Source organism: uncultured Shimia sp. (assembly GCF_947498095.1).
Taxonomy (GTDB): Bacteria; Pseudomonadota; Alphaproteobacteria; order Rhodobacterales; family Rhodobacteraceae; genus Shimia.
In genome coordinates, this window is record NZ_CANMJE010000006.1 from 92,127 (window position 1) to 113,314 (window position 21,188).

Here is a 21,188-nt window from a genome sequence, read left to right on the forward strand (position 1 = left end):
TTGCTATTCAGCCGCGCAGTGCGGGTGTGGCGGAATTGGTAGACGCACCAGATTTAGGTTCTGGCGCCGCGAGGCGTGGGGGTTCGAGTCCCTTCACCCGCACCAACTTTCTTAAAAAAATCAAACAACACCGCTGCAGCGAATGACGTGCGAGGCTTGTTCGCAAAGACAGGCTCTGTCATCTTTCATGCCATGGCACGATGTCTTTCGTTATTGCGCTTTTTTGCGACCCTCATCCGCCCTGCCTACCTTTTGGCGGCGGGCTTGGTTGTGGTGGCGGGAAGTGTGGTTAGTCAAGAAGATGAAACACCGCAAAGGTTTCGGTTCTATGGCCACTTCTCACCGACAATTCTAACCGTCAATGATGGCGTTTCCACGAAAGCTTACGTCGCAGACAATTCCAACTCTGGCGGCCGCGTTGGGATGTGGTTTGCAAACCCTTGGGGCGACTACATGCTCAAGGCCAATGTTGAATTCGCGTTGGGGGTTCGCCCTTCGGCGTCAATCAACCAGATTTTTGAACCGGATCTGTTTGATTTCAACTCACAGACTTTGCGCAAAGGCGAAGTTATTCTGGAAACGCCAAAGTGGGGGAAGCTGTCGTTTGGCCAAGGCAGTATGGGATCTGATGGGGTCACCGAATCTGATTTGTCGGGGACGTCTCTGGCCAACTATGTTGGTATTCAGGATACAGCCGGTGGCTTCTTCTTTCGAACCGCCGCTGGAACATTGTCTGGCGTGACGATTAAGAATGCCTTTCCGACCTTTGATGGCGGTCGGTCACAAAGGCTTCGTTGGGACAGTCCTGAAATCAAGTTCGGCGTTCTTGGAAGCCTGAGATTCGTCGGCTCCGTTGGGAAGGAAGATATCGACCGGAACGTGACCCTTAACGATGCATTGCAAGATATGGGTCTTTTCTATCGCAACAGCATTGGTCAGATTGCCATTGCAGGTAGTGCCGGGGTGTCTCTAGCAGAGGTGATCGGCGAAGGCGCGACGCCTCAGGCAGCGGGTTCATTCAGCCTGTTGCACCAACCGACAGGGATCAATGGCACCGTTGCTGCCGGGTCGCGTGACGGGGCAGGGCACTACGTCTATCTTAAGCTGGGTGTGAGGCGGAATTTCTTTGGAATCGGAAACTCGGCTTTTGCCATTGATTTCTACGAATCCCACGACACGGTTGAGGCCGGGTCACGTGCGGAATCCATTGGATTGGGATTGGTTCAAACCGTGGATCGCTTGAACACAGACTTCTTTGTTGGCTTGCGGCGACATAGCTACTGGGGGACAGGTGCAGTGGCGTTTCGCGACATCGATACCTTTATGTTTGGGGTACGTTGGCAGTTCCGCAGACTTGAGCGGCATCGCAGCCTTTTCGAAGGATTGTGGGAATCCTGATCGAAAACCGACGAATGGGTGCGAAAAGCATCGTTCAGCCCCTTGCACAGCCAGTCGCCTGCCAATAGAAGGGCAAAAATTTTCGCCTGCGCGCGGCTTACGCGCGCCGTAACCTATGGGAAACTGAAATGCAGGTCACTGAGACGCTGAACGAAGGTCTGAAGCGCGGCTACAACATTGTTGTTACCGCTGCCGAACTGGAAGACAAAGTGAACGAAAAGCTGGCCGAGGCTCAGCCGGAAATCGAAATGAAAGGTTTCCGCAAAGGCAAAGTGCCGATGCCGCTGCTAAAAAAGCAATTTGGTGAGCGTCTTTTGGGCGAAGCCATGCAAGAAGCCATCGATGGTGCCATGAACAAGCACTTTGAAGAGTCCGGCGACAAACCTGCTCTGCAGCCGAAAATCGAAATGAAAAACGGCGAAGAGTGGAAACAGGGCGACGACGTTGAAGTCGATATGTCCTACGAAGCGCTGCCCGAGATTCCCGAAGTTGAGTTGAAGGGCATCAAGCTTGAAAAGATGGTTGTGAAGCCTGAAGACTCTGCTGTCGAAGAGGCGTTGGGCAACCTCGCTGAAACCGCGCAAGACTTTAAAGGTCGTCGCAAGGGTTCGAAAGCCAAAGATGGCGACCAAGTTGTCATGGATTTTGTTGGCAAGGTTGATGGCGAAGCGTTTGAAGGCGGTTCTGCCGACGACTTCCCGCTGGTGCTGGGCTCGAACCAGTTCATCCCCGGCTTTGAAGAGCAACTGGTTGGCGTGAAAGCCGAAGAAGAAAAAGACGTCACTGTTTCGTTCCCTGAAGACTATCAGGCCGAGCATCTGGCAGGCAAAGAAGCCGTGTTCTCGTGCAACATCAAAGAAGTCAAAGAGCCGGTTGCCGCCGAAATCAATGACGAGCTGGCACAGAAATTCGGCGCTGAGGATCTTGACGGTCTGAAAGGCCAAATCAGCGAGCGTCTTGAAGCAGAATATGCGGGCGCGGCACGCGCTGTCATGAAGCGTGCTTTGCTGGACGAGTTGGACAAGCTGGTCTCGTTCGATCTGCCGCCTTCCTTGGTCGAAGCCGAAGCCGGCCAGATCGCACATCAGTTGTGGCATGACGAGAACCCCGAAGTTGAAGGTCACGATCACCCAGAGATCGAAGCCACCGATGAGCACAACGCTCTAGCCGAACGCCGCGTGCGCTTGGGCCTCTTGCTCGCAGAGCTGGGTCAGAAGGCTGCGGTTGAAGTGTCTGATGCCGAGATGACCCAAGCGATCATGAACCAGGCGCGTCAGTATCCTGGTCAGGAACGTGAGTTCTTTGAATTCGTTCAGCAAAACGCTCAGATGCAGCAACAGCTTCGTGCGCCACTGTTTGAGGACAAAGTTGTCGACTATGTCTTTGAACTGGCTGAAGTGGCTGAAAAAGAAGTTTCAAAAGACGATCTCGAAAAAGCAATCGAAGAGATGGACGAAGATTAAGTCTTTCGACCTCATTATGAAAAAGGCCGCCTTCGGGCGGCCTTTTTTTGTTGGAGTCTCGATGCATTCCCCTGCCAAACCACATTTGCAAAACGCAGCTTGAATTTCCCCCAAGAAATTTTGCTCGCCTGTGTTAAAGTTCCTGTGTGCGTGACCAGGAGGAGGCACTTATGAGCAAAAAATTATTGGCAGAATTTGTTGGAACATTTTGGTTGGTATTCGGAGGCTGTGGCAGCGCAGTTCTTGCTGCTGGCGTTGCGGATGTCGGCATCGGCTGGCTGGGAGTAAGTCTGGCCTTTGGTTTGACGGTTATGACGATGGCCTACACGGTCGGACATATTTCGGGCGGCCATTTCAACCCGGCAGTCACCTTGGGTTTGGTGATTGGTGGACGGCATGACGCCAAAGAGATGGTGCCTTATTGGGTGGCACAGGTTGCCGGTGCGATTTTCGCGGCCCTCGTGCTTTATGTGATCGTGTCAAACGGTGCGAATTTCAACGGGGTTGGGGGGTTTGCATCGAACGGATATGGCGATGCATCTCCACAAGGCTACTCGATGATCGCTGCATTGGTGATTGAAATCGTCCTTACGGCGGTCTTTCTGATCATCATCCTTGGGGCGACATCTGCACAGGCACCCGCAGGGTTTGCGCCTATTGCAATTGGTCTGGGCCTGACGTTGATCCACCTGATCTCGATCCCTGTGACCAACACATCCGTTAACCCTGCGCGTTCGACTGGTGTGGCATTGTTTGCCGATGCACCTGCAATGGGGCAGCTGTGGTTGTTCTGGGTCGCGCCGTTGATCGGTGCGGCACTGGGCGCGATGATCTGGAAAACTCTATCGACCGACTAGGTCCCCCTTCAGGGTAAGATTTTGGGAACGGGCCGTGACGTCACGGCCCGTTTCTTTTGTCTTGGAAGGGGATTTTGTTAGGGTCAGGTCAAAGGAGATCGCGAATGCCATACACAGGTTTTGACAAGGACGGGTTCAAAGCGTTTGCCGAGAATGATCGTCCCGGACCCATTCAGATGCTGAACCTCGTAAAACTACGCGCAGAGGCGCAGTATGATGATGGGCGCAAGGCGACGGGTGCCGAGGCCTACGCCGCCTATGGTCGCGAGTCGGGTCCGATCTTCGCGCGGCTTGGCGGGAAAATCGTCTGGCAAGGCAGGATGGAGCAGATGTTGATTGGTCCGGATAAGGCCTGGGACCTGTGCTTCATTGCAGAGTATCCGCGCGTTCAAGCCTTTGTCGACATGATCTCTGACCCAGATTACCGGATAGCGATGGCGCATAGACAGGCGGCCGTGGAAGACAGCCGACTGATCCGGATGCAACCGCAGGACGCTGGGGTAAATTTCGGAGGAGCAGCATCGGAAGGTAGCGCTTTATGATCTCAAGCCGGTTTTCTCGAGCAATCCCAATCGCTTAGCCTCATAGTAGTAGCCGCGCGCATACCATTTTACTGAATCGTCATAGTCGCCATCTGCAACGATGTAAGCGCCGCGCAGATATTTGACCGCGTATTTCAGATTGGTTTCGGCATCCAACAACCCCTTTGCGTCGCCACGATAGCCCATCGTATGTGCGGTTGGCAGCTGGATCTGCATTAGTCCCAGATTGGGGCCGTTCACGGCGTGGGGGCGGTGTGTGCTTTCCCGGATGATGACGCGCTGAACAAGATCGCGCGGCACACCGTAGTGGTCAGCGTATTGGTTGATCAGGCGGCGCAGTTCAGGTGTTTCGTTGGGATAGAGGGGGGGGGCGTTTTGAGTAACACGACTCCGCCCGCCACAGGCCGAAAGCAAAGGCGTGGATGCAAAAAACATCAATATGGTCCGACGCGGTAGGGCGCGTGTCATAAGGATCCTCCTCCTGTCACATGCTCCCTTATATAGAGGGAGTGGGCAGAAGAAAGCCGCCTCGGCCTGGCACAAAAAAAACCGGCGCGGAAAAGCGCCGGTTTCTATCCTGTTAGAGAAAAGAGGGCTTACTCTTTGATCTCTTCTTCTTCGGCAGGCGCCTCTGCTTCGGCATCGTCAGATGCAACCAGCTCATCGTCTTCCGACGCGGCAGCTCCGATATCGTCGAACAATTCGGCGATTTCGAATTCTGCTTCGGCTTCTGCTTCTGCGGCCAATTCCTGGATCGATTTGCCCGAGGCTTGCAGCTCAGCTTCTTCTTCCGAGCGGGCCACGTTCAGTTCGATGGTCACATCGACTTCAGGGTGCAGGATCACGTGCACGTCGTGCAGACCCAGATCCTTAATCGGACGGGCCAGAGCGATCTGCTTTTTGTCGACGGTGAAACCACCGGCAGTGGCGGCTTCAGCGGCGTCACGTGGTGTGACGGACCCGTAAAGTGCACCAGCGTCGGAAGCGGAACGAATCACGATGAACTGCTGGCCAGCCAGACGTTCGCCAAGTGCTTCGGCTTCTTTTTTGGTTTCCAGGTTGTTGGCTTCCAGCTGTGCTTTGCGTGCTTCGAAGGACTCGATGTTCGAGGCCGAAGCAGTCAGAGCTTTGCCCTGTGGCAGCAGGAAGTTGCGTGCGTAACCGGCTTTGACGTCAACAACGTCGCCCATTTGGCCCAGCTTGGCCACACGTTCAAGAAGGATAACTTGCATGATGCTTTCTCCTTATTTCACGGCATAGGGCAGAAGAGCGAGGAAGCGGGCGCGCTTGATAGCACGGGCCAGTTCACGCTGCTTCTTAGCCGATACGGCGGTGATACGCGAAGGCACGATCTTGCCACGCTCAGAGATGTAGCGTTGCAGCAGTTTCGTGTCTTTGTAGTCGATCTTTGGTGCATTGTCGCCCGAGAAGGGGCAGACTTTGCGACGACGGAAAAATGGTTTCGAAGCCATAACTTAGTGTCCTTTCTTCAAGCTAGATCAGCGGCGCTCGCGACGGTTGTCGCGTTCGTCACGTTTCTGCATCTGGATCGAGGGACCCTCGGCGTGTTCGTCGACCTTGATGGTCAAAACGCGCATTACGTCGTCATGCAGGCGCATCAGGCGTTCCATTTCCTGGACGGCCGCTGCAGGTGCATCGGTGCGCAGGAAGGCATAGTGGCCCTTGCGGTTTTTGTTGATTTTGTAGGCCATCGTTTTGACGCCCCAATACTCGCTGAGCGTGACGGTGCCGCCATTGTCAGCAAGAACGGTGCCAAAATGTTCGATAAGGCTTTCAGCTTGCGTGTTGGACAAGTCCTGACGCGAGATGAATACATGCTCATACAAAGGCATGTGTACTCCATTCATTTTCAGGCGCATTTCAAAGAGCAGGGCATTGACACCTTTTGCGCCCCACCCACGAGAGACTGCGCGGTTCAGATTTTTGCAAAAGGATGGCGCTGTATAGCCGAAATCGGCGATGGTGCAAGCCCTTGTTTAGGCGGAAATCAGCCTTATCACACAGGGCTTCGCGGAATTTCCCAACTGCTGCCGCAATCTTGCCTGATTCCGACGCAAAACTCTAATCATCGTAGCGCTTTTTCAGGAGTCAGGGGCATGGCGGTCGCACAGTCCATGAAAATCACAGCAGACACAACGGCACATGGCATCGCCCGCGGGCATTCCACACCGGTTCGTGCCGCATCTGTCTTTTTCGGATTTGCCTTTATCTGGGCAGGCGCAGGTCTCTGGATGGTGCCGGGCCTTGACCTGGAACCCTCGATCCTTTTGGCCAAGATGTTTGTTTCGGTCCTTTTGGTCACCGGCGGTGTCGGCATGACACAGATCGCCACGGAACGCCCTCATTGCGAATTGCAGTTTGACCCCAAGCATCGTCAGGCTCGTCTCATCGAAGGTTTGCCTCGCGGTCGCAGCCATGTTGTCAAAACCGTCAACTACGAAGACATTGCGCGCGTCAACGTGTCAGATGCTGATCTGGTCATGCTGAACGACGAGGGCAAAATCCTGGTTGAACTGCCTTTGGATGGCCCGCATGCGCGTCTGGACGCCATTGCCCATCTGCGCAGCCAATCTCTGCAAGTCGCCTAAATCTAAAAGTCCATCACAAGTCGATCAAAGTTCTGTGTTTTTTTGAACAGAATATGTGAATTCTCCGTAATTGCGATGTCATGAAAAGCCCCAATATTAGGGCAACAAGTATTCCAATGGAGAGACCCCAATGAAAACTGCACTCCTGGCCGCGGGCCTTGCTACGACTTTAGTGACCGCCGCTGTTGCCGCCCCTGAAAAATATGTGCTGGACCCTTCGCACAGCCAGATCGTGTTCTCATACAATCACCTAGGCTATTCGACCAACTGGGGCATGTTCTCGGGTTTTGAAGGCGAGATCATGTTTGATCAGGAAGATCCGGCGTCGTCGTCCGTTTCTGTGTCGATGCCACTGAAGTCGATGATTACAGGCTGGGATGATCGTTTCAATCACTTCATGTCGCCTGACTTTTTCGGAGCGATGGACGAAGACATGGTGACGTTCACTTCGACCGGGATAGAAGTCACGGGTGAGACCACCGCCAAGATCACTGGTGATCTGTCAATGAATGGCGAAACCGCGTCGGTCGTGCTGGATGCTGTTCTGAACAAGGCGGGCGCACACCCTATGGCGGGCAAGGACTGGGCAGGCTTCAGCGCCTCGACCACCATCTTGCGCAGCGACTATGGCGTTGGCCAGTTCGCCCCGTTCACGTCAGACGAGGTTGAGGTGATGATCTCGATCGAAGCGATGAAGGCCGAGTAATCAAGCCTTTCCATGCAATGGCCGCCGGTGTCCTGATGGAAACCGGCGGCTTTTTTTGTAGTGTCTTGGGTTTTATGGCCTACGGGTGGCCTCGAGATTGATGGTGACGACCACCGCAAACTTGAGCGAGCTTTCATCTGGCATCGAGGCGCCGATGGCAAAGTCCCTGCGGTCCAGTGTTGTTTCTCCCTGCATCACCGCCTTGTCGCCATCGCGTGTCAGGGTAAAGGGCAGGATCACAGGGATGGTGACGCCTTTGAGGGTTAATGTGCCTTCGGCCACGAACCCTAACTCCACCGACAGAATGTCTGCAACAAACGTCGCGGTTGGAAAGGCTGTCGCGTCGAGAAAATCTGCGCCAAGCGCTTGCTCCGACACAGACCCCAACGTGAGGGATCCAATTGCGATCTGAGTTGCGACGGTACCATGCTTGCCGTCGCGCGCGTCATCCTCAAAGGTAATGGCTGCCCGCCAGTCTGAGAACGATCCGGTGACGTCCGACCCAAACTGATGCACAGAGATTTCGAGCGTTCCCGATGTGACTTGCCAGTCCGAGGGGGCCGCCTCCAAGGTCGTGGTTGTATCCTGGCTCTGGTGATGTTGCGAAAACTGACCAGAGAAGATGCCGCCCGTTATGACGGCCGCCCATACACCCAAAGCAACAACAAGGGGCAAGCGGCTCTTGGGTTCAGGGCTGGGTGTTGGCGCAGTGTGCTGCCCTGGTAGCATGCGTTGCAAAGTCTGGTCGCGGTCAATGACAAAGTGCTTCATGGCACCGCCAGCGTGGGCCAAAATGCTGCCTGCCAAAACCAGGATGAACAGAAAGTGCAATGATGCGGTCAACTCGGCCAAACTTTCAGATTTTGGAACGAAGGGCAGGGATTGCCCAAACGGCCACAAGATGGGGGCAAAACCTGTTGTGGCAGCGTGATGGAGCCATCCCGTCAGCGGGGCAAGAACCATCGAGCCATAAAGCAGCCAATGCGCGGTATGTGCAGCGGTGGCTTCAAGTCGGTGGTCGTTGTTCAGGAGTCCCGGCCTTGTTTGGGAGAAACTCCAGAAAATTCGCAAAAGAGCTACGAAAAACGCACTCAGACCAACGGTTTTATGCAAAGAGAAGAGCCACGCTTTGCGTAAAATCTCTTCTCCGTCGCCCATCGCAGCCCATTGTGCGGTAAGCCCGAGCGCCAACGCCGTCAGGATCAAAAGGGCGGTGAGCCAGTGAAATGTCTTGGTGACGCTGCCATAGTCTCGCGTCGTGTTAGATAGAGGCATGAAAGTCTCCGGGGTCTGTTCCTTTTCACCAAGTTAGGGCGAAACGGCTGTAACCAAAATGAATTTACACACACATGGCCTGTGCAGTTCTGCGCAAGGAGATTGCACAGGCTCGCGCGGCGAGGTATTCCGGCAGAAACACAAAACTATTGGGGGGCAGCATGAGCCGCGCATTTGTATTTCCCGGGCAGGGTGCCCAAACCATCGGAATGGGCAAGGCTCTGGCCGAAGCCTATCCTGAGGCCAAAGCCGTTTTCGACGAGGTCGACGAAGCCCTGGGGGAAAGCCTGAGTTTGTTGATCTGGGACGGCGAGCAGGACCAACTGACGCTGACGCAAAACGCGCAGCCTGCGCTGATGGCGACCTCGCTGGCGGCTATGCGCGCACTCGAGGCAGAAGGCGTCAGCATTGAAGCGGCCTCCTACGTCGCAGGCCACTCATTGGGTGAGTATTCGGCGTTGGCGGCAGCAGGGGCGTTGAGCATTGCCGATACGGCCCGACTGCTAAGGATACGCGGTGAGGCGATGCAAGCTGCGGTGCCCGTCGGGGTCGGCGCTATGGCCGCGTTGCTGGGATTGGACTTTGAAGCTGCAAAAAATGTTGCTGCTGCAGCGTCTGAAGGCGAAATTTGTCAGGCCGCAAATGACAACGATCCGGGCCAGGTTGTGGTTTCAGGCCACAAGGGCGCGGTAGAGCGTGCGGTTGAACTGGCCAAAGAGCATGGCGCAAAGCGCGCCGTACTGTTGCCGGTCAGCGCGCCTTTCCATTGCGCCTTGATGAAGCCTGCGGCCGAAGCCATGGCAGACGCTCTGGCGCAGGTTGAGATGAACGCACCCAAGGTGCCGGTTGTTGCCAACGTGATTGCAGAGCCAGTCAGTGCATCGGACACGATCCGCGCCTTGTTGGTGGATCAGGTGACAGGATCGGTGCGCTGGCGCGAATCGGTGATGTGGATGGCTGGCAACGGCGTGGATGAGATTTGGGAAATCGGTGCGGGCAAAGCGTTGTCGGGCATGATCCGCAGGATTGACCGGTCGATTGCCTGCCGCGCTGTCGGCACCCCTGATGATGTGAAAGCAGCGGCGGAAAGCCTGAGCTAAGGAGCTAATATGTTTGATTTGACTGGAAAATGTGCGCTTGTCACCGGGGCCTCTGGAGGCATTGGTGGCGAGATTGCCAAAGCATTGCACGCGGCAGGCGCGACCGTAGGTCTGTCTGGGACACGGGTTGAGCCGCTTGAAGCACTGGCCGCTGAGCTGGGCGAGCGCGCTCATGTTCTGCCATGTAACCTCAGTGATGCTGAGGCCGTCGATGCGCTTCCCAAGCAAGCGGCAGACGCGATGGGCAGCGTCGATATCCTTGTGAACAATGCTGGAATCACCCGTGACCAGATTTTCATGCGGATGTCGGATGATGAGTGGCAAAGTGTTCTGGATGTGAACCTGACCTCGACGATGCGTCTGTGCCGTGGCGTCATGCGCCCGATGATGAAGGCGCGTTGGGGGCGGATCATCAATATCTCGTCCATCGTGGGCGCCACCGGCAATCCCGGTCAGGCCAACTATGCCGCCTCTAAGGCGGGTATGGTGGGCTTGACCAAATCGATGGCCTACGAGGTTGCGAGCCGCGGCATCACCGCCAACGCCGTGGCACCGGGCTTTATTGCCACGGCCATGACTGACAAGCTTACTGATGATCAAAAGGGCAAAATCAACGCTCAGATCCCGGCCTCTCGCATGGGTGCACCGGAAGAGATCGCGGCAGCCGTGCTGTACCTTGCAAGCCCCGAAGCGGGCTATGTCACTGGCACCACCTTGCATGTGAACGGTGGCATGGCCATGTTGTAAGCCATCGTGATAGGGCCCAGTCTTGCGGCTCTGACCACGTTGGACCATTTGCCGCTTTGATGCGAAAGCGTTTGCCTTGGCAGGTGGATATGCTATAGGCGGCGAATATTTTCCGAGGGTGCCATATGGTTCCCACGATCTTCCGGGCAACCGGAGCCAAGAACCGCCCCTCGGGGCACAAACCAATGCCTGCCTGTCACGGGTGGGTCATCACAGGGCCAAAGTGCCCATGACGAATGAGGAATTGACATGAGCGACGTCGCAGACCGCGTGAAAAAGATCGTTGTAGAGCACCTGGGTGTTGAAGAGGACAAGGTTGTTGAAAACGCCTCGTTCATCGACGATCTGGGCGCAGACAGCCTGGATACCGTGGAGCTGGTTATGGCTTTCGAAGAAGAGTTCGGCATCGAGATCCCCGATGACGCCGCCGAGACCATCCAGACCTTTGGCGACGCAGTGAAGTTCATCACTGAAGCTTCCTGAGTTTAGACGCCTTAACAGCGTTGAAAGGGCCTCTGCCAACCGGCAGGGGCCTTTTTCGTTGCAAAGAAGCACCCTCAAGACAGAATTGCCGGATTCGAACCGTGTTTTGCCGATTTGGTGATATCTCGCGCTGATGATAGGCTTTCAAGCTTCCCCGGACGGTTTCACAGCGGACCGGATTTGCTTGGAGGGCATCATGATCGTTTATCCGACTATCGAACTGCAGGGAGGCAAGTGCGTCTCCCTGACTCGCGGCCGCTTTGAAGAGCCGTCGATTTGGCACGTGGACCCGGTTGAGACGGCGCAGAGCTATGCCAGCGCTGGGGCTACGTTCATTCACGTGACCGACTTGGACGCAGTTGTGGGCGCAGGCAACAATGATGAGCTGATCGAAAAAATTGTCCAAAGTGCCGGCAGTTCAATTCAGCTGGGTGGCGGGTTTCGGACGCGGCAGCGGATTGAAGAGTGGATCGACAAGGGGGCTGGCCGCGTGGTCATTGGCACTTTGGCGGTTCAGGACCCGAGCACGGTTCAGGACCTGGCCACGCGATATCCTGATCAGATTGTTCTGGCTGTGGATGTGTATCAGGGCAAGCTGATGACCGAAGGCTGGCGCAATGCCGGGGCTATGGAACCGGCGGATTTCGTACGCGCCTATGATAATGCGCCTCTGGCTGGTGTGATCGTCACCGACATTGACGCCGATATCGGCGATCAAGAGGGCCAGTTGGGTGTAATCTCGGGCGTTGCAGAAGCCACCCGCCATCCCGTGATTGCGCGCGGAACTGTTCGGACTTTGGATGACATCTCGCGCCTGAAGTATGTGGCCAACATCAGTGGCACACTGGTTGGACGCGCGTTGCACTCAAAAGACGTGGATTTGGCCGAAGCACTGGATGTGGCGCAACCTGTCCCAGAACCCAAAGCCAGCTTTCAGTAAAGCCTGGACCATCAAGTTTTTACGGCGCCTGACACTTGGTTCGGCGCCGTTTCTTTTGGAGGATGCTTGCCGATGGGGTTTGTCCCTCTTGCCCCTTGGGGTCAAGGCACGGTAATAGCGTTCAAGATATTGAGGAAAGGGCAGCAATATGCGTCGTGTCGTTGTTACTGGGCTTGGTCTGGTCACCCCGTTGGCTTGCGGAGTTGAAGAAAGCTGGTCGCGAATTCTGGATGGTCAATCCGGAGCTGGCCCGATCACGCGGTTCAATCCAGAGCGTGTGACCACGAAGTACGCCTGCGAAGTCCCTTATGGGGATGGCACGGATGGCACGTTCAACTCGGACGACTGGATGTTGCCGAAAGAGCGCCGCAAGGTAGATGACTTTATTCTTTACGGTATTGCCGCTGCCACCCAAGCAGTTGAAGATTCCGGTTGGAAGCCCGAAGACAACGAGTCGCTTGAGCGCACTGGCGTCATGATCGGCTCCGGCATCGGTGGGCTGCAATCCATTGAACAGACAACACTTTTGATGGCTGAACGCGGCCCGCGTCGTGTGTCGCCGTTCTTTATTCCCGGTGCGCTGATCAACCTGATCTCGGGTCAGGTGGGCATTCAGTATGGCTTTAAAGGGCCAAACCATGCGGTTGTGACGGCCTGTTCAACTGGCGCCCATGCGATTGGTGATGCCGCGCGTCTTATCATGTTTGGCGATGCGGATGTGATGGTTGCAGGTGGCGCCGAGGCAGCGATCTGCGAGATTGGTATTGCCGGCTTTAACGCCTGCAAGGCGTTGTCGACCTCGCGCGAAGAAGATCCAAAATCTGCAAGCCGCCCTTATGATGCGGACCGTGACGGGTTTGTCATGGGTGAAGGAGCTGGCGTCGTGGTGCTGGAAGAGTATGAACACGCCGTCGCACGCGGCGCCAAGATATACGCCGAAGTACTGGGGTATGGCCTGTCTGGTGACGCCTATCACATCACTGCACCATCCGAAGACGGGGAGGGGGGTGAACGCTCGATGCGGGCAGCCCTGAAGAATGCTGGGCTTGAGCCGAAGGACGTGGACTATATCAATGCACACGGCACCTCGACGATGGCAGATGTCATTGAACTGGGTGCGGTTGAGCGCATGATGGGCGACGCTGCCGGTAAGGTGACGATGTCGTCGACCAAATCTATGACCGGCCACCTTTTGGGCGCCGCTGGCGCGATTGAGGCCATCTTCTCGATCCTGGCCATTCGCGATCAGGTGGCTCCTCCGACGATCAATCTGGACACGCCGGCCATTGAGACGCCGGTTGATCTGGCGCCAAATGCTAAAGTTGAACGCGAGATCAACGTCGCCCTGTCGAACTCGTTCGGGTTCGGCGGCACCAATGCTTCGGTGATCTTTGGAAAGGTCAGCTGATGTGGCGGCATATCGCCTCGAACGCGATCACGCTCTTGATCGTGATCATCTTCCTGTTGGGAGGCGTGGTTCTCTGGGGGCAGGCGCAATACCGCGCTGAAGGCCCATTAGAGAATGCAATCTGCCTGCAGGTTGAGCGCGGATCGAACATGAGCCGTGTTTCAGAACGTCTTGAAAAACAAGGCGCAATCTCGAATGGGTCCATCTTTCGAATTGGTACGGAATATGCCGAAAAGGCTGACAAGCTCAAGGCTGGGTCGTTCCTTGTGCCTCCGGGCGCCACAATGGAAGAGATCGCAGATATCGTGACTCGCGGTGGCGCGAGCACTTGCGGCACGGAAATTGTCTATCGTGTTGGTGTGACCCGCCAAGGCGTGCAAGTGCGCGAGCTGGATCCTGAAACCAAACGCTTTGTGGAGGTCGCAGCGTTCAACCCGGCCGAAGACGAGATTCCTGACGTTTTTACGCAAATCCGACAGCAACCAGACACACGCTATCGCATCTCGGTGGCCGAAGGTGTGACCAGCTGGCAAGTTGTTGATGCTTTGAAAAACATCGATCTGTTGTCGGGTGAAGTTGCGGTGCCGGAAGAGGGATCATTGGCGCCAGATAGCTACGAAGTTCGGGCCGGAGATGCGCGAACGGACGTGCTGCAACAGATGATAGATGCCCAGACGGTCTTGGTGGACGCTGCGTGGGAATCGCGCGCCGAAGACACACCCCTGAAGACCAAAGAAGAAATGGTGATCCTGGCTTCGATTATCGAGAAAGAGACAGGCGTTCCTGAAGAACGTCGGCAAGTGGCCAGTGTCTTTACCAACCGTCTTGAGCGGGGCATGAAATTACAGACCGACCCGACAGTGATCTACGGCATCACCAAAGGTGAGGGGGTTCTTGGGCGCGGCTTGCGTCAAAGTGAGCTGCGTGGCGAAACACCTTGGAATACCTACGTAATTTTTGGCCTTCCACCCACACCGATTGCGAACCCAGGACGCGCCAGCCTTGAGGCGGCCGTAAATCCCGACGCAACCGATTACATCTTTTTTGTCGCGGATGGCACCGGCGGCCATGCCTTTGCAGTGACGCTGGCCGAGCACAATGCGAACGTCAAAAAGTGGCGGCAAATTGAGGCGGAACGCGCGAACCAGTAGCCGGTTCATACCAACAACCAGTTTAAAACCCCGTGTCCCGTTTGGGATGCGGGGTTTTTTCTTGTGCGCTGTCTTTAGTCCGCGTCGGGTGACCGTGCGGTGGCTTAAGCTGGTGGTGATACCTTGAGGGCAATCTGTAATAGCCAGACGGGGCAAGTCCCCGGCTCTTTGCGGAGGGCATCACGCAGGAGAGGCAAGGACCATAGATGAGCAAATTCACAGCGCCCACGGGCGAGTCGCCACTTGATCAGGATGTGGCGGAGGTGAGGCGCCTGTTGCGAAGCATGAGGGTCGCGTTGGCCGAGTTGCGCGACCGGTTGGAACAGGACGAAACATCCGTTGGTGGACAGTTGGGCAAGGTTCTGACGGAACTGCGCCACATGATCCGCACAACGATGGACACGGAGAGCAGATTTGAAGAGCGCCGAAAACAAAAAGCCGGAATCGTCCACGAGTACAGGCTCGACCTTGACGCAGCACGGGCTACGATCCAGTGCCGCCTGGTTAGCTTGCGCAACGCAAGAAACTCAGATGTCGTTTCTGGACAGTCTGAATGAAGGTGAGTTGTTGGCTTTGCCCTACCTGTTCGAATTCTGGGCTTTTGACCACCAGCTTCCGCCGGAAGGGGATTGGAAAACCTGGGTCATTCTTGGGGGGCGCGGGGCGGGCAAGACCCGTGCCGGGGCCGAGTGGGTCCGCGCAAATATTTGGCCGCGTGCGCATTGCCGGGCATGTGATCTCGGCCATAGAGTTGACCGAGTCCAGACGCCCCTTCAGTGGGGCAAAGGGGGGGCGCTGCAAACCAAGACAACCGAGTACAGTTACTATGCATCTCTAACCATTGTGCGGGGATAATGCCAAGTGACCAGTGTTGGCAAGATTTGGGCCGATGGTGTCAATACCACGCCAAATGTCCTAAACATGTGGGGCTATCAGGGCACCACCGGTCAACAAGTTAATCCCTTGATGGAAGTCGGCGAGGGCGCAAGCATCGTGCTAACCTGTATTAGCACGGCACGTGGTAGTGAAGCACTTGAAACTGGCATGGTTTGGCAGTTGCATACCTCAGTTTACCTTTTAGGCTTGCCAGTTATTGTCCATTGCGCAGGAAGGTGTGGACAGGGACCCGATTAAAAAAGTTTGTCCAAGCGGATGGGGACTTCGACGTTTTGACAGAAGAGTCCGTATTGCCAGACGAGGCAACGCATGGTGTATCTTCCACGGAATTGCTTTTTGTCATGAAGCGGGTCGAAGTACGACAGGTGGCGGAACGCTTGCTGACCGAGGCCCGTGTTGCCTCTGTTTCTGGATCTGCCTTTGCTGACCGGGAACGAAGACCCGGTTGCTCCGCATCTAGCACTGACGGCCAAACCCTGGCCGGGGACGGTTGCGGTCTACGACTCGACCACAGATGACAACTATGGCCTGAACAGCACCCTGAGCCAGCGGGCCGTAATCGGGGCGACGCAATCCCCACTTGCGGCTGCGCCCGCCGGTCTGATTGATCGCGGAGATGCCTTGCAGGTCAAACTGATCTCAGGCGCGCTCGAGAGCATTAGCCATGACGGTCTGTTGGCGGGTGGTAACCTTGCCATGATCGGAGATGGCAGTTCCGGGAACTGGGAAGTGTTTCAGTTTGAGCAGGCCGAATTGATCGCACCAGACACCTGGTGGCTAAGTCGTCGTTTGCGCGGCCAACTTGGGTCGGACGCTCTGATGCCACCCATTTGGCCCACCGGGTCATATGTGGTTTTGTTTGGTGAAGAGGTCACGCAGATCACCCTGGCCAGCACTCTGCGCAACGTGGCGCGCCACTATCGCATCGGGCCTGCCCAGAGGGGGTATGATGATCCTTCTTATGAGCATCGCATAGAGGCCTTTTCAGGTAATGGGCTACGGCCTTACAGCCCTTGCCATCTGAGGGCTTCGACAGATGCTGCTGGCGCGCTGGCAATCAATTGGGTGCGCCGGACCCGAATTGACGGAGACAGTTGGGATTTGTTTGAGGTGCCATTGGGGGAAGACACTGAAAGCTACCATTTACGCGTGGTGCAGGGCGGGGCGGTCTTGCGAGAAACCACTGTTGGGGAGCCGGCATGGGTCTACGGCGCCTCAGAGCAGGTGGCGGACGGTATCAGCGGCGCTTTTGACATAGAGGTTGCCCAGGTATCGGCGCGCTACGGGCCGGGGTTGTACGCCACGCTGACAGTGGAGGGGTGAGGCGAATGCGACGGGTGATGCATGGCGATGTGGTGGCGGCAGCAAGGGCCTTGCTGGCGCTGCCGGAAAGTGGCCGCCGCCGTGCCTGCCAACGCATGATCCATGAGGCGCATTGCGCACATCGTTACATGCGTCGGTTCGGGCGTGCACATGCGCTGTGGGGGGATGGGTCCCTCATGGCGACAGCCCACAAACGGGTTTTGTTGCCGGAACCGGGGTTTTCGGACACGCGGTATTGCGGGTGCGTTGAAATGGTTTTGCACGAGTTGATCGAGTGGCGCGCGGCCCGTCAGATCACCCGCGGGCGCAGGAAATGCACCTGACCACAGAGGGATCAAAGCGCAGGCGCTGGGCGGCGATCTCATCTCCGCAATCATCGCAATAGCCAAATTCGCCGTCAGCCAGTCGCTGCAAGGCCAATTGTAACGCCATTTTTTTGGCGTCGCGGCGTGCCTGATTGGCTTTGGCCATCGCCTGAGATTGCAAGGCATCCATGCGGCTGAGGCGGCCAACCGCCTGCTGATCCAACGTGACCACGGATTGACTGTCTTGGCCCAGTTGATCGTCTTCAGCCAAAGCTTTCAGCTGATCTGCGATCAAGGTGCGGTATTCTTCCGACATGTTCACATTCATGTTCCTGATCCTTGCGATCACCTCTTTGAATTTGCCGGGGTGCGACTATGTAGTGTAGTCTAAAGCCAAGAGAGGACCTAAGGCTATGGCTGAAACACGCACAAAGATCACTGAGATCGACCCGACATGGCAACGGATCACCGCCGAGGCGGAAGAGGCCGTTCGTGAAGAACCGTTGATGGGCGGTTTGGTTCATGCCTGTGTGCTGCATCACAAAACCATTGAACGTGCGCTGAGCTATCGGTTTGCCGCCAAGCTGGCCTCGAACGAGATGTCGATGGTTGTGCTGCGCGAAATTGGTGATGAAGCGTTTGCGATGGATCCGGAGCTAGCTGTTTCAGCGCGGGCTGATCTGATGGCGATCTTTGAACGTGATCCCGCAAGCCACCGCTTATTACAGCCGATCCTCTATTTCAAAGGCTACCAGGCGGTGCAAGCCTACCGCATCGGCAACTGGCTGTGGCGTCAGGGTCGCAAGGACCTTGCCTATTTCATTCAGATGCGCACGTCAGAGATTTTTGGCATCGACATCCATCCGGGCGCCAAAATTGGCAAAGGCATCATGATCGACCATGCCCATTCCATCGTGATCGGCGAGACGGCGGTTGTTGGTGACAACGTGTCGATGCTGCATTCGGTGACACTAGGTGGAACCGGTAAGGAAGAAGAGGACCGCCACCCCAAGATTGGCGATGGGGTGCTGATCGGCGCTGGCGCCAAGGTGCTTGGCAACATCAAAGTGGGCCATTGCAGCCGTATCGCGGCCGGATCAGTGGTGCTGGAAGAGGTGCCGCCGTGCAAGACCGTGGCAGGCGTTCCGGCGCGAATTGTCGGTGAAGCGGGATGTGACCAGCCTGCGATTAGCATGGACCAAATCCTGGAACACTAAGACTTACCTTCCGGGAAAATAAAAGCGCCGCAAGATGTTGCGGCGCTTTCTTTATGTATCGAGAGTACTACCTCAGACCAGCATTGTGAGCGGGTTCTCGAGGTTGTCCACGATGTGTTGCAGCAGCTCGGCCGCCAGTGCACCGTCGATAACCCGGTGATCGACTGACAGTGTCACGGACATCACGGTGGCGACTTCCAGCGCTCCGTCTTTGCCAACAACAGGCTTTTTGACACCGGCACCGACTGCGAGAATTGCTCCATGCGGTGGGTTGATCACGGCATCAAAGTTATCGATGCCGAACATGCCGAGATTCGAGATGGCAAAACTGCCGCCTTGGTACTCATGTGGCGCCAGTTTTCGGTCTCGGGCCCGCGTGGCAAGGTCTTTCATCTCTGCCGACAGGATCGAGAGCGATTTGGTATGGGAATCCTGAATGACGGGTGTGAACAGCCCGCCCTCAATCGCCACAGCCACGGCGACGTCCGAGGGGGTGAGTTTCAGCACGCGATCCCCAGCCCAGACTGCGTTGGCGTCGGGCACCGCCTGCAGCGCCAGTGCACAGGCCTTGATGATGAAATCGTTCACCGAAAGCTTAACGCCACGTGCTTGCAGCTGGGCATTCAGATCAGCGCGGAATTTCAACAGCGCATCCAAGCGAATGTCGCGCCGCAGATAGAAATGCGGAATGGTTTGCTTGGCCTCGGTGAGACGGGCGGCGATGACCTTGCGCATGCCATCCAGCGGCACTTCGACATAGTCGCGCCCTTCGTACATGCGGGCCACACTGGCCGCGTCTGCGCTTTGCGGCATGGCAGCGGAGGCGGGCGCAGCCCCGGTCGCCGCGACTGCAGGGGCGGCGCCGGGCTTTGCGCTTTCAACGTCAGCCTTGACGATCCGCCCACGCGGACCCGACCCTTGGATCGTGCTGAGATCAAGACCTTTGTCGGCTGCAATCCGTCGCGCCAGCGGTGACGCGAAAATGCGGCTGCCATCGGCGGCTTGTGGGGCAGGGGCGACGGGCGTGTCGGAGCCCCCAGCGGGGGCCGCCTCCGTACCCGCGTCAGCTGCGGCAGGCGCAGCCTCTGGTGCCGGGGCCGAAGGTGCGGTCACATCACTGGCATCTTCACCGTCTTCCAGCATCATGGCGATGGCGGTGTTGACTTTGACCCCTTCGGTGCCTTCAGCAACCAAGATTGGGCCCATCGTGCCTTCATCCACCGCCTCGAACTCCATCGTGGCCTTGTCGGTTTCAATCTCGGCGATGATGTCGCCGGATTGCACAGTGTCTCCTTCTTTGAACAACCATTTGGCCAGCGTGCCTTCTTCCATCGTGGGCGACAGGGCGGGCATCAGAATTTCAATCGCCATGCTCTGGTCCTCCTTACCGATAGGTCACTTGTTTGACGGCGGCGATCACATCGTTGGTGGTCACCAGCGCCAGTTTCTCAAGGTTCGCGGCATAGGGCATTGGCACGTCCTTGCCGGTACAGTTGATCACGGGCGCGTCGAGATAGTCAAAGGCGCGTTCCATGATCGTGGCCGAGATATGGTTGCCGATTGAGCCGACAGGCCAGCCCTCTTCAACGGTCACGCAACGGTTGGTTTTCATGACCGAAGTGATCACCGTGTCATAATCGATGGGCCTCAGCGTGCGCAGGTCGATGACTTCGGCGCTGATGCCATCTTCGGCCAGCTTTTCGGCGGCCTCCAGGGCGTATTGCATGCCGATGCCGAAACTCACGAGGGTCACGTCAGTCCCTTCACGCCAGATGCGCGCCTTGCCGAAAGGAATGGTGAAATCGTCCATTGCTGGCACATCAAAAGCGCGGCCATAAAGGATCTCGTTTTCCAGAAAGATCACCGGGTTCCGGTCGCGGATCGCAGTTTTCAAGAGGCCTTTGGCATCCGAGGCAGAATAAGGCATGACCACTTTCAATCCCGGCACTTGTGCATACCATGCGGCATAGTCCTGTGAGTGCTGCGCGCCCACGCGGGCGGCGGCACCATTTGCCCCCCGGAACACCATTGGCGCACCCATCTGGCCGCCCGACATATAGAGGGTTTTGGCGGCGGAATTGATAATTTGATCAATGGCTTGCATGGCGAAGTTGAACGTCATGAACTCGACGATTGGCTTCAGCCCTCCAAAGGCAGCCCCCACGGCGATCCCGGCAAAGCCGTGCTCGGTGATGGGCGTGTCGATCACGCGTTTACTGCCAAACTCGTCCAGCATGCCCTGGCTGACCTTATAGGCACCTTGATACTCGGCCACTTCTTCGCCCATCAGATAGACGTCTTCGTCCGCACGCATCTCTTCGGCCATCGCATCGCGCAAGGCTTCGCGCACGGTTTGTTGCTTCATCGGCGTGCCTTCGGGCCAGTCCGGTGTCAGATCAACGGCGGCTACAGCCGGTGGCGCCGCCGCCTCGGCGGGCGCAGTGGCCTGTGCCGGCGCGGGCGCGGCCGGAGAGGCTGAGGGTGTGGGCGCCGCGCCGGCTTCCTCTCCGTCTTCCAGCAAGGTGGCAATTGCGGTGTTCACCGCCACGTTCTCGGTGCCCTCAGCTACAAGCAGATGACCTATTACGCCATCATCCACGGCCTCGAACTCCATCGTGGCCTTATCGGTTTCAATCTCGGCAATGATGTCGCCAGAGGAGACGGTGTCTCCCTCTTTCACGAGCCATTTTGCCAATGTGCCTTCTTCCATCGTGGGCGACAGGGCGGGCATCAGAATTTCAATAGCCATCTTTCAAACTCCTCTGTC

The 21,188-nt window shown here is 56.6% G+C and carries 24 protein-coding genes, 1 tRNA gene and 1 pseudogene; 18 read left to right on the forward strand and 8 right to left on the reverse strand.

The genetic code is table 11. From position 1 onward, the window contains the following. The first annotated feature begins 20 nt into the window (after positions 1–20). The 5 genes from Q0932_RS11870 to Q0932_RS11890 all read left to right on the forward strand — a co-directional run bounded on the left by Q0932_RS11870 (position 21) and on the right by Q0932_RS11890 (position 4,260). Positions 21–105: transfer RNA gene (locus Q0932_RS11870), tRNA-Leu, on the forward strand. Between the two features lie 180 nt (positions 106–285). Then, complete coding sequence (locus tag Q0932_RS11875; RefSeq protein WP_299352949.1) at positions 286–1,398, forward strand: hypothetical protein; 1,113 nt, start codon at positions 286–288, stop codon at positions 1,396–1,398. 128 nt (positions 1,399–1,526) lie between these two features. Beyond that, positions 1,527–2,861: a trigger factor gene (gene tig / locus Q0932_RS11880; protein WP_299352952.1), complete on the forward strand. Its 1,335-nt coding sequence runs from the start codon at positions 1,527–1,529 to the stop codon at positions 2,859–2,861. Positions 2,862–3,031: 170 nt separating this feature from the next. Then, positions 3,032–3,718: an aquaporin Z gene (gene aqpZ / locus Q0932_RS11885; protein WP_299352955.1), complete on the forward strand. Its 687-nt coding sequence runs from the start codon at positions 3,032–3,034 to the stop codon at positions 3,716–3,718. Between the two features lie 104 nt (positions 3,719–3,822). Further along, positions 3,823–4,260: a DUF1330 domain-containing protein gene (locus tag Q0932_RS11890; protein WP_299352957.1), complete on the forward strand. Its 438-nt coding sequence runs from the start codon at positions 3,823–3,825 to the stop codon at positions 4,258–4,260. Here Q0932_RS11890 and Q0932_RS11895 read toward each other — a convergent pair. The 4 genes from Q0932_RS11895 to rpsF form a co-directional block, all read right to left on the reverse strand. Further along, positions 4,255–4,728, reverse strand: a complete 474-nt coding sequence (locus Q0932_RS11895) for a lytic transglycosylase domain-containing protein (RefSeq protein ID WP_299352960.1) — start codon at positions 4,726–4,728, stop codon at positions 4,255–4,257. The genes Q0932_RS11890 and Q0932_RS11895 overlap by 6 nt on opposite strands. Before the next feature lie 128 nt (positions 4,729–4,856). After that, complete coding sequence (rplI, locus tag Q0932_RS11900; protein WP_299352964.1) at positions 4,857–5,492, reverse strand: 50S ribosomal protein L9; 636 nt, start codon at positions 5,490–5,492, stop codon at positions 4,857–4,859. Between the two features lie 12 nt (positions 5,493–5,504). Next, positions 5,505–5,732 carry a 30S ribosomal protein S18 gene (gene rpsR, locus Q0932_RS11905; RefSeq protein ID WP_299352967.1) on the reverse strand — a complete coding sequence of 76 codons (228 nt, stop codon included), beginning with the start codon at positions 5,730–5,732 and terminating at the stop codon, positions 5,505–5,507. Between the two features lie 27 nt (positions 5,733–5,759). After that, on the reverse strand, positions 5,760–6,113 hold the full coding sequence (gene rpsF / locus Q0932_RS11910; protein ID WP_299352970.1) for a 30S ribosomal protein S6: 354 nt from the start codon (positions 6,111–6,113) through the stop codon (positions 5,760–5,762). A 264-nt stretch (positions 6,114–6,377) separates the two neighbouring features. On the opposite strand from rpsF, the gene Q0932_RS11915 reads away from it, so the two are divergent. Next, a complete protein-coding gene (locus tag Q0932_RS11915) occupies positions 6,378–6,869 on the forward strand; it encodes a hypothetical protein (RefSeq protein ID WP_299352973.1) in 492 nt (163 codons plus the stop codon). A gap of 130 nt (positions 6,870–6,999) precedes the next feature. Continuing rightward, positions 7,000–7,575 (forward strand): YceI family protein, encoded by a 576-nt coding sequence (locus Q0932_RS11920; protein WP_299352976.1) that lies wholly within the window; start codon positions 7,000–7,002, stop codon positions 7,573–7,575. A 72-nt stretch (positions 7,576–7,647) separates the two neighbouring features. Here Q0932_RS11920 and Q0932_RS11925 read toward each other — a convergent pair whose 3' ends face one another. Then, a complete protein-coding gene (locus Q0932_RS11925) occupies positions 7,648–8,850 on the reverse strand; it encodes a cytochrome b/b6 domain-containing protein (protein ID WP_299352979.1) in 1,203 nt (400 codons plus the stop codon). 161 nt (positions 8,851–9,011) lie between these two features. On the opposite strand from Q0932_RS11925, the gene fabD reads away from it, so the two are divergent. The 10 genes and pseudogenes from fabD to Q0932_RS11980 all read left to right on the forward strand — a co-directional run bounded on the left by fabD (position 9,012) and on the right by Q0932_RS11980 (position 17,222). After that, positions 9,012–9,950 carry an ACP S-malonyltransferase gene (fabD, locus tag Q0932_RS11930; protein ID WP_299352982.1) on the forward strand — a complete coding sequence of 313 codons (939 nt, stop codon included), beginning with the start codon at positions 9,012–9,014 and terminating at the stop codon, positions 9,948–9,950. Between the two features lie 9 nt (positions 9,951–9,959). After that, positions 9,960–10,697: a 3-oxoacyl-[acyl-carrier-protein] reductase gene (gene fabG, locus Q0932_RS11935; RefSeq protein WP_299352985.1), complete on the forward strand. Its 738-nt coding sequence runs from the start codon at positions 9,960–9,962 to the stop codon at positions 10,695–10,697. Positions 10,698–10,946: 249 nt separating this feature from the next. Next, the gene (locus tag Q0932_RS11940) at positions 10,947–11,180 is read left to right on the forward strand and encodes an acyl carrier protein (RefSeq protein ID WP_073249626.1); all 234 of its coding nucleotides are present in this window, start codon (positions 10,947–10,949) and stop codon (positions 11,178–11,180) included. Positions 11,181–11,376: 196 nt separating this feature from the next. Next, a complete protein-coding gene (locus Q0932_RS11945; RefSeq protein WP_299352989.1) occupies positions 11,377–12,120 on the forward strand; it encodes a 1-(5-phosphoribosyl)-5-[(5-phosphoribosylamino)methylideneamino] imidazole-4-carboxamide isomerase in 744 nt (247 codons plus the stop codon). 148 nt (positions 12,121–12,268) lie between these two features. Further along, the gene (gene fabF / locus Q0932_RS11950) at positions 12,269–13,528 is read left to right on the forward strand and encodes a beta-ketoacyl-ACP synthase II (protein ID WP_299352992.1); all 1,260 of its coding nucleotides are present in this window, start codon (positions 12,269–12,271) and stop codon (positions 13,526–13,528) included. Continuing rightward, positions 13,528–14,679: an endolytic transglycosylase MltG gene (gene mltG / locus Q0932_RS11955; protein ID WP_299352995.1), complete on the forward strand. Its 1,152-nt coding sequence runs from the start codon at positions 13,528–13,530 to the stop codon at positions 14,677–14,679. The genes fabF and mltG overlap by 1 nt, the downstream gene beginning before the upstream one ends. 206 nt (positions 14,680–14,885) lie before the next feature. Then, a complete protein-coding gene (locus Q0932_RS11960) occupies positions 14,886–15,236 on the forward strand; it encodes a hypothetical protein (protein WP_299352997.1) in 351 nt (116 codons plus the stop codon). Next, positions 15,211–15,381 (forward strand): annotated as a pseudogene (locus tag Q0932_RS11965) (ATP-binding protein); the annotation flags it as partial. The gene Q0932_RS11960 and the pseudogene Q0932_RS11965, both read left to right, overlap by 26 nt. A 591-nt stretch (positions 15,382–15,972) precedes the next feature. Continuing rightward, positions 15,973–16,899 carry a hypothetical protein gene (locus Q0932_RS11975; protein ID WP_366141411.1) on the forward strand — a complete coding sequence of 309 codons (927 nt, stop codon included), beginning with the start codon at positions 15,973–15,975 and terminating at the stop codon, positions 16,897–16,899. A gap of 5 nt (positions 16,900–16,904) precedes the next feature. Then, positions 16,905–17,222 (forward strand): hypothetical protein, encoded by a 318-nt coding sequence (locus Q0932_RS11980; protein WP_299353006.1) that lies wholly within the window; start codon positions 16,905–16,907, stop codon positions 17,220–17,222. Here the strand turns inward: Q0932_RS11980 and Q0932_RS11985 are convergent. Further along, the gene (locus Q0932_RS11985; RefSeq protein WP_299353009.1) at positions 17,194–17,532 is read right to left on the reverse strand and encodes a TraR/DksA C4-type zinc finger protein; all 339 of its coding nucleotides are present in this window, start codon (positions 17,530–17,532) and stop codon (positions 17,194–17,196) included. The genes Q0932_RS11980 and Q0932_RS11985 overlap by 29 nt on opposite strands. A gap of 85 nt (positions 17,533–17,617) precedes the next feature. Here Q0932_RS11985 and cysE point away from each other — a divergent pair, with 85 nt between their 5' ends. Then, a complete protein-coding gene (cysE, locus tag Q0932_RS11990; RefSeq protein ID WP_299353012.1) occupies positions 17,618–18,421 on the forward strand; it encodes a serine O-acetyltransferase in 804 nt (267 codons plus the stop codon). A 72-nt stretch (positions 18,422–18,493) separates the two neighbouring features. Here cysE and Q0932_RS11995 read toward each other — a convergent pair whose 3' ends face one another. Next, the gene (locus Q0932_RS11995; RefSeq protein WP_299353015.1) at positions 18,494–19,792 is read right to left on the reverse strand and encodes a pyruvate dehydrogenase complex dihydrolipoamide acetyltransferase; all 1,299 of its coding nucleotides are present in this window, start codon (positions 19,790–19,792) and stop codon (positions 18,494–18,496) included. A gap of 13 nt (positions 19,793–19,805) precedes the next feature. After that, positions 19,806–21,170 carry a pyruvate dehydrogenase complex E1 component subunit beta gene (locus Q0932_RS12000; protein ID WP_299353017.1) on the reverse strand — a complete coding sequence of 455 codons (1,365 nt, stop codon included), beginning with the start codon at positions 21,168–21,170 and terminating at the stop codon, positions 19,806–19,808. Positions 21,171–21,188: the final 18 nt, after the last annotated feature.

What these genes read in the sequence shown, in the direction of transcription:
- tig (WP_299352952.1), top strand. Translation starts at nt 1,527, where the DNA reads ATGCAGGTCACTGAGACGCTGAACGAAGGTCTGAAGCGCGGCTACAAC.
- aqpZ (WP_299352955.1), top strand. Translation starts at nt 3,032, where the DNA reads ATGAGCAAAAAATTATTGGCAGAATTTGTTGGAACATTTTGGTTGGTA.
- Q0932_RS11890 (WP_299352957.1), top strand. Translation starts at nt 3,823, where the DNA reads ATGCCATACACAGGTTTTGACAAGGACGGGTTCAAAGCGTTTGCCGAG.
- Q0932_RS11895 (WP_299352960.1), bottom strand. Translation starts at nt 4,728, where the DNA reads ATGACACGCGCCCTACCGCGTCGGACCATATTGATGTTTTTTGCATCC.
- rplI (WP_299352964.1), bottom strand. Translation starts at nt 5,492, where the DNA reads ATGCAAGTTATCCTTCTTGAACGTGTGGCCAAGCTGGGCCAAATGGGC.
- rpsR (WP_299352967.1), bottom strand. Translation starts at nt 5,732, where the DNA reads ATGGCTTCGAAACCATTTTTCCGTCGTCGCAAAGTCTGCCCCTTCTCG.
- rpsF (WP_299352970.1), bottom strand. Translation starts at nt 6,113, where the DNA reads ATGCCTTTGTATGAGCATGTATTCATCTCGCGTCAGGACTTGTCCAAC.
- Q0932_RS11915 (WP_299352973.1), top strand. Translation starts at nt 6,378, where the DNA reads ATGGCGGTCGCACAGTCCATGAAAATCACAGCAGACACAACGGCACAT.
- Q0932_RS11920 (WP_299352976.1), top strand. Translation starts at nt 7,000, where the DNA reads ATGAAAACTGCACTCCTGGCCGCGGGCCTTGCTACGACTTTAGTGACC.
- Q0932_RS11925 (WP_299352979.1), bottom strand. Translation starts at nt 8,850, where the DNA reads ATGCCTCTATCTAACACGACGCGAGACTATGGCAGCGTCACCAAGACA.
- fabD (WP_299352982.1), top strand. Translation starts at nt 9,012, where the DNA reads ATGAGCCGCGCATTTGTATTTCCCGGGCAGGGTGCCCAAACCATCGGA.
- fabG (WP_299352985.1), top strand. Translation starts at nt 9,960, where the DNA reads ATGTTTGATTTGACTGGAAAATGTGCGCTTGTCACCGGGGCCTCTGGA.
- Q0932_RS11940 (WP_073249626.1), top strand. Translation starts at nt 10,947, where the DNA reads ATGAGCGACGTCGCAGACCGCGTGAAAAAGATCGTTGTAGAGCACCTG.
- Q0932_RS11945 (WP_299352989.1), top strand. Translation starts at nt 11,377, where the DNA reads ATGATCGTTTATCCGACTATCGAACTGCAGGGAGGCAAGTGCGTCTCC.
- fabF (WP_299352992.1), top strand. Translation starts at nt 12,269, where the DNA reads ATGCGTCGTGTCGTTGTTACTGGGCTTGGTCTGGTCACCCCGTTGGCT.
- mltG (WP_299352995.1), top strand. Translation starts at nt 13,528, where the DNA reads ATGTGGCGGCATATCGCCTCGAACGCGATCACGCTCTTGATCGTGATC.
- Q0932_RS11960 (WP_299352997.1), top strand. Translation starts at nt 14,886, where the DNA reads ATGAGCAAATTCACAGCGCCCACGGGCGAGTCGCCACTTGATCAGGAT.
- Q0932_RS11980 (WP_299353006.1), top strand. Translation starts at nt 16,905, where the DNA reads ATGCGACGGGTGATGCATGGCGATGTGGTGGCGGCAGCAAGGGCCTTG.
- Q0932_RS11985 (WP_299353009.1), bottom strand. Translation starts at nt 17,532, where the DNA reads ATGAATGTGAACATGTCGGAAGAATACCGCACCTTGATCGCAGATCAG.
- cysE (WP_299353012.1), top strand. Translation starts at nt 17,618, where the DNA reads ATGGCTGAAACACGCACAAAGATCACTGAGATCGACCCGACATGGCAA.
- Q0932_RS11995 (WP_299353015.1), bottom strand. Translation starts at nt 19,792, where the DNA reads ATGGCGATTGAAATTCTGATGCCCGCCCTGTCGCCCACGATGGAAGAA.
- Q0932_RS12000 (WP_299353017.1), bottom strand. Translation starts at nt 21,170, where the DNA reads ATGGCTATTGAAATTCTGATGCCCGCCCTGTCGCCCACGATGGAAGAA.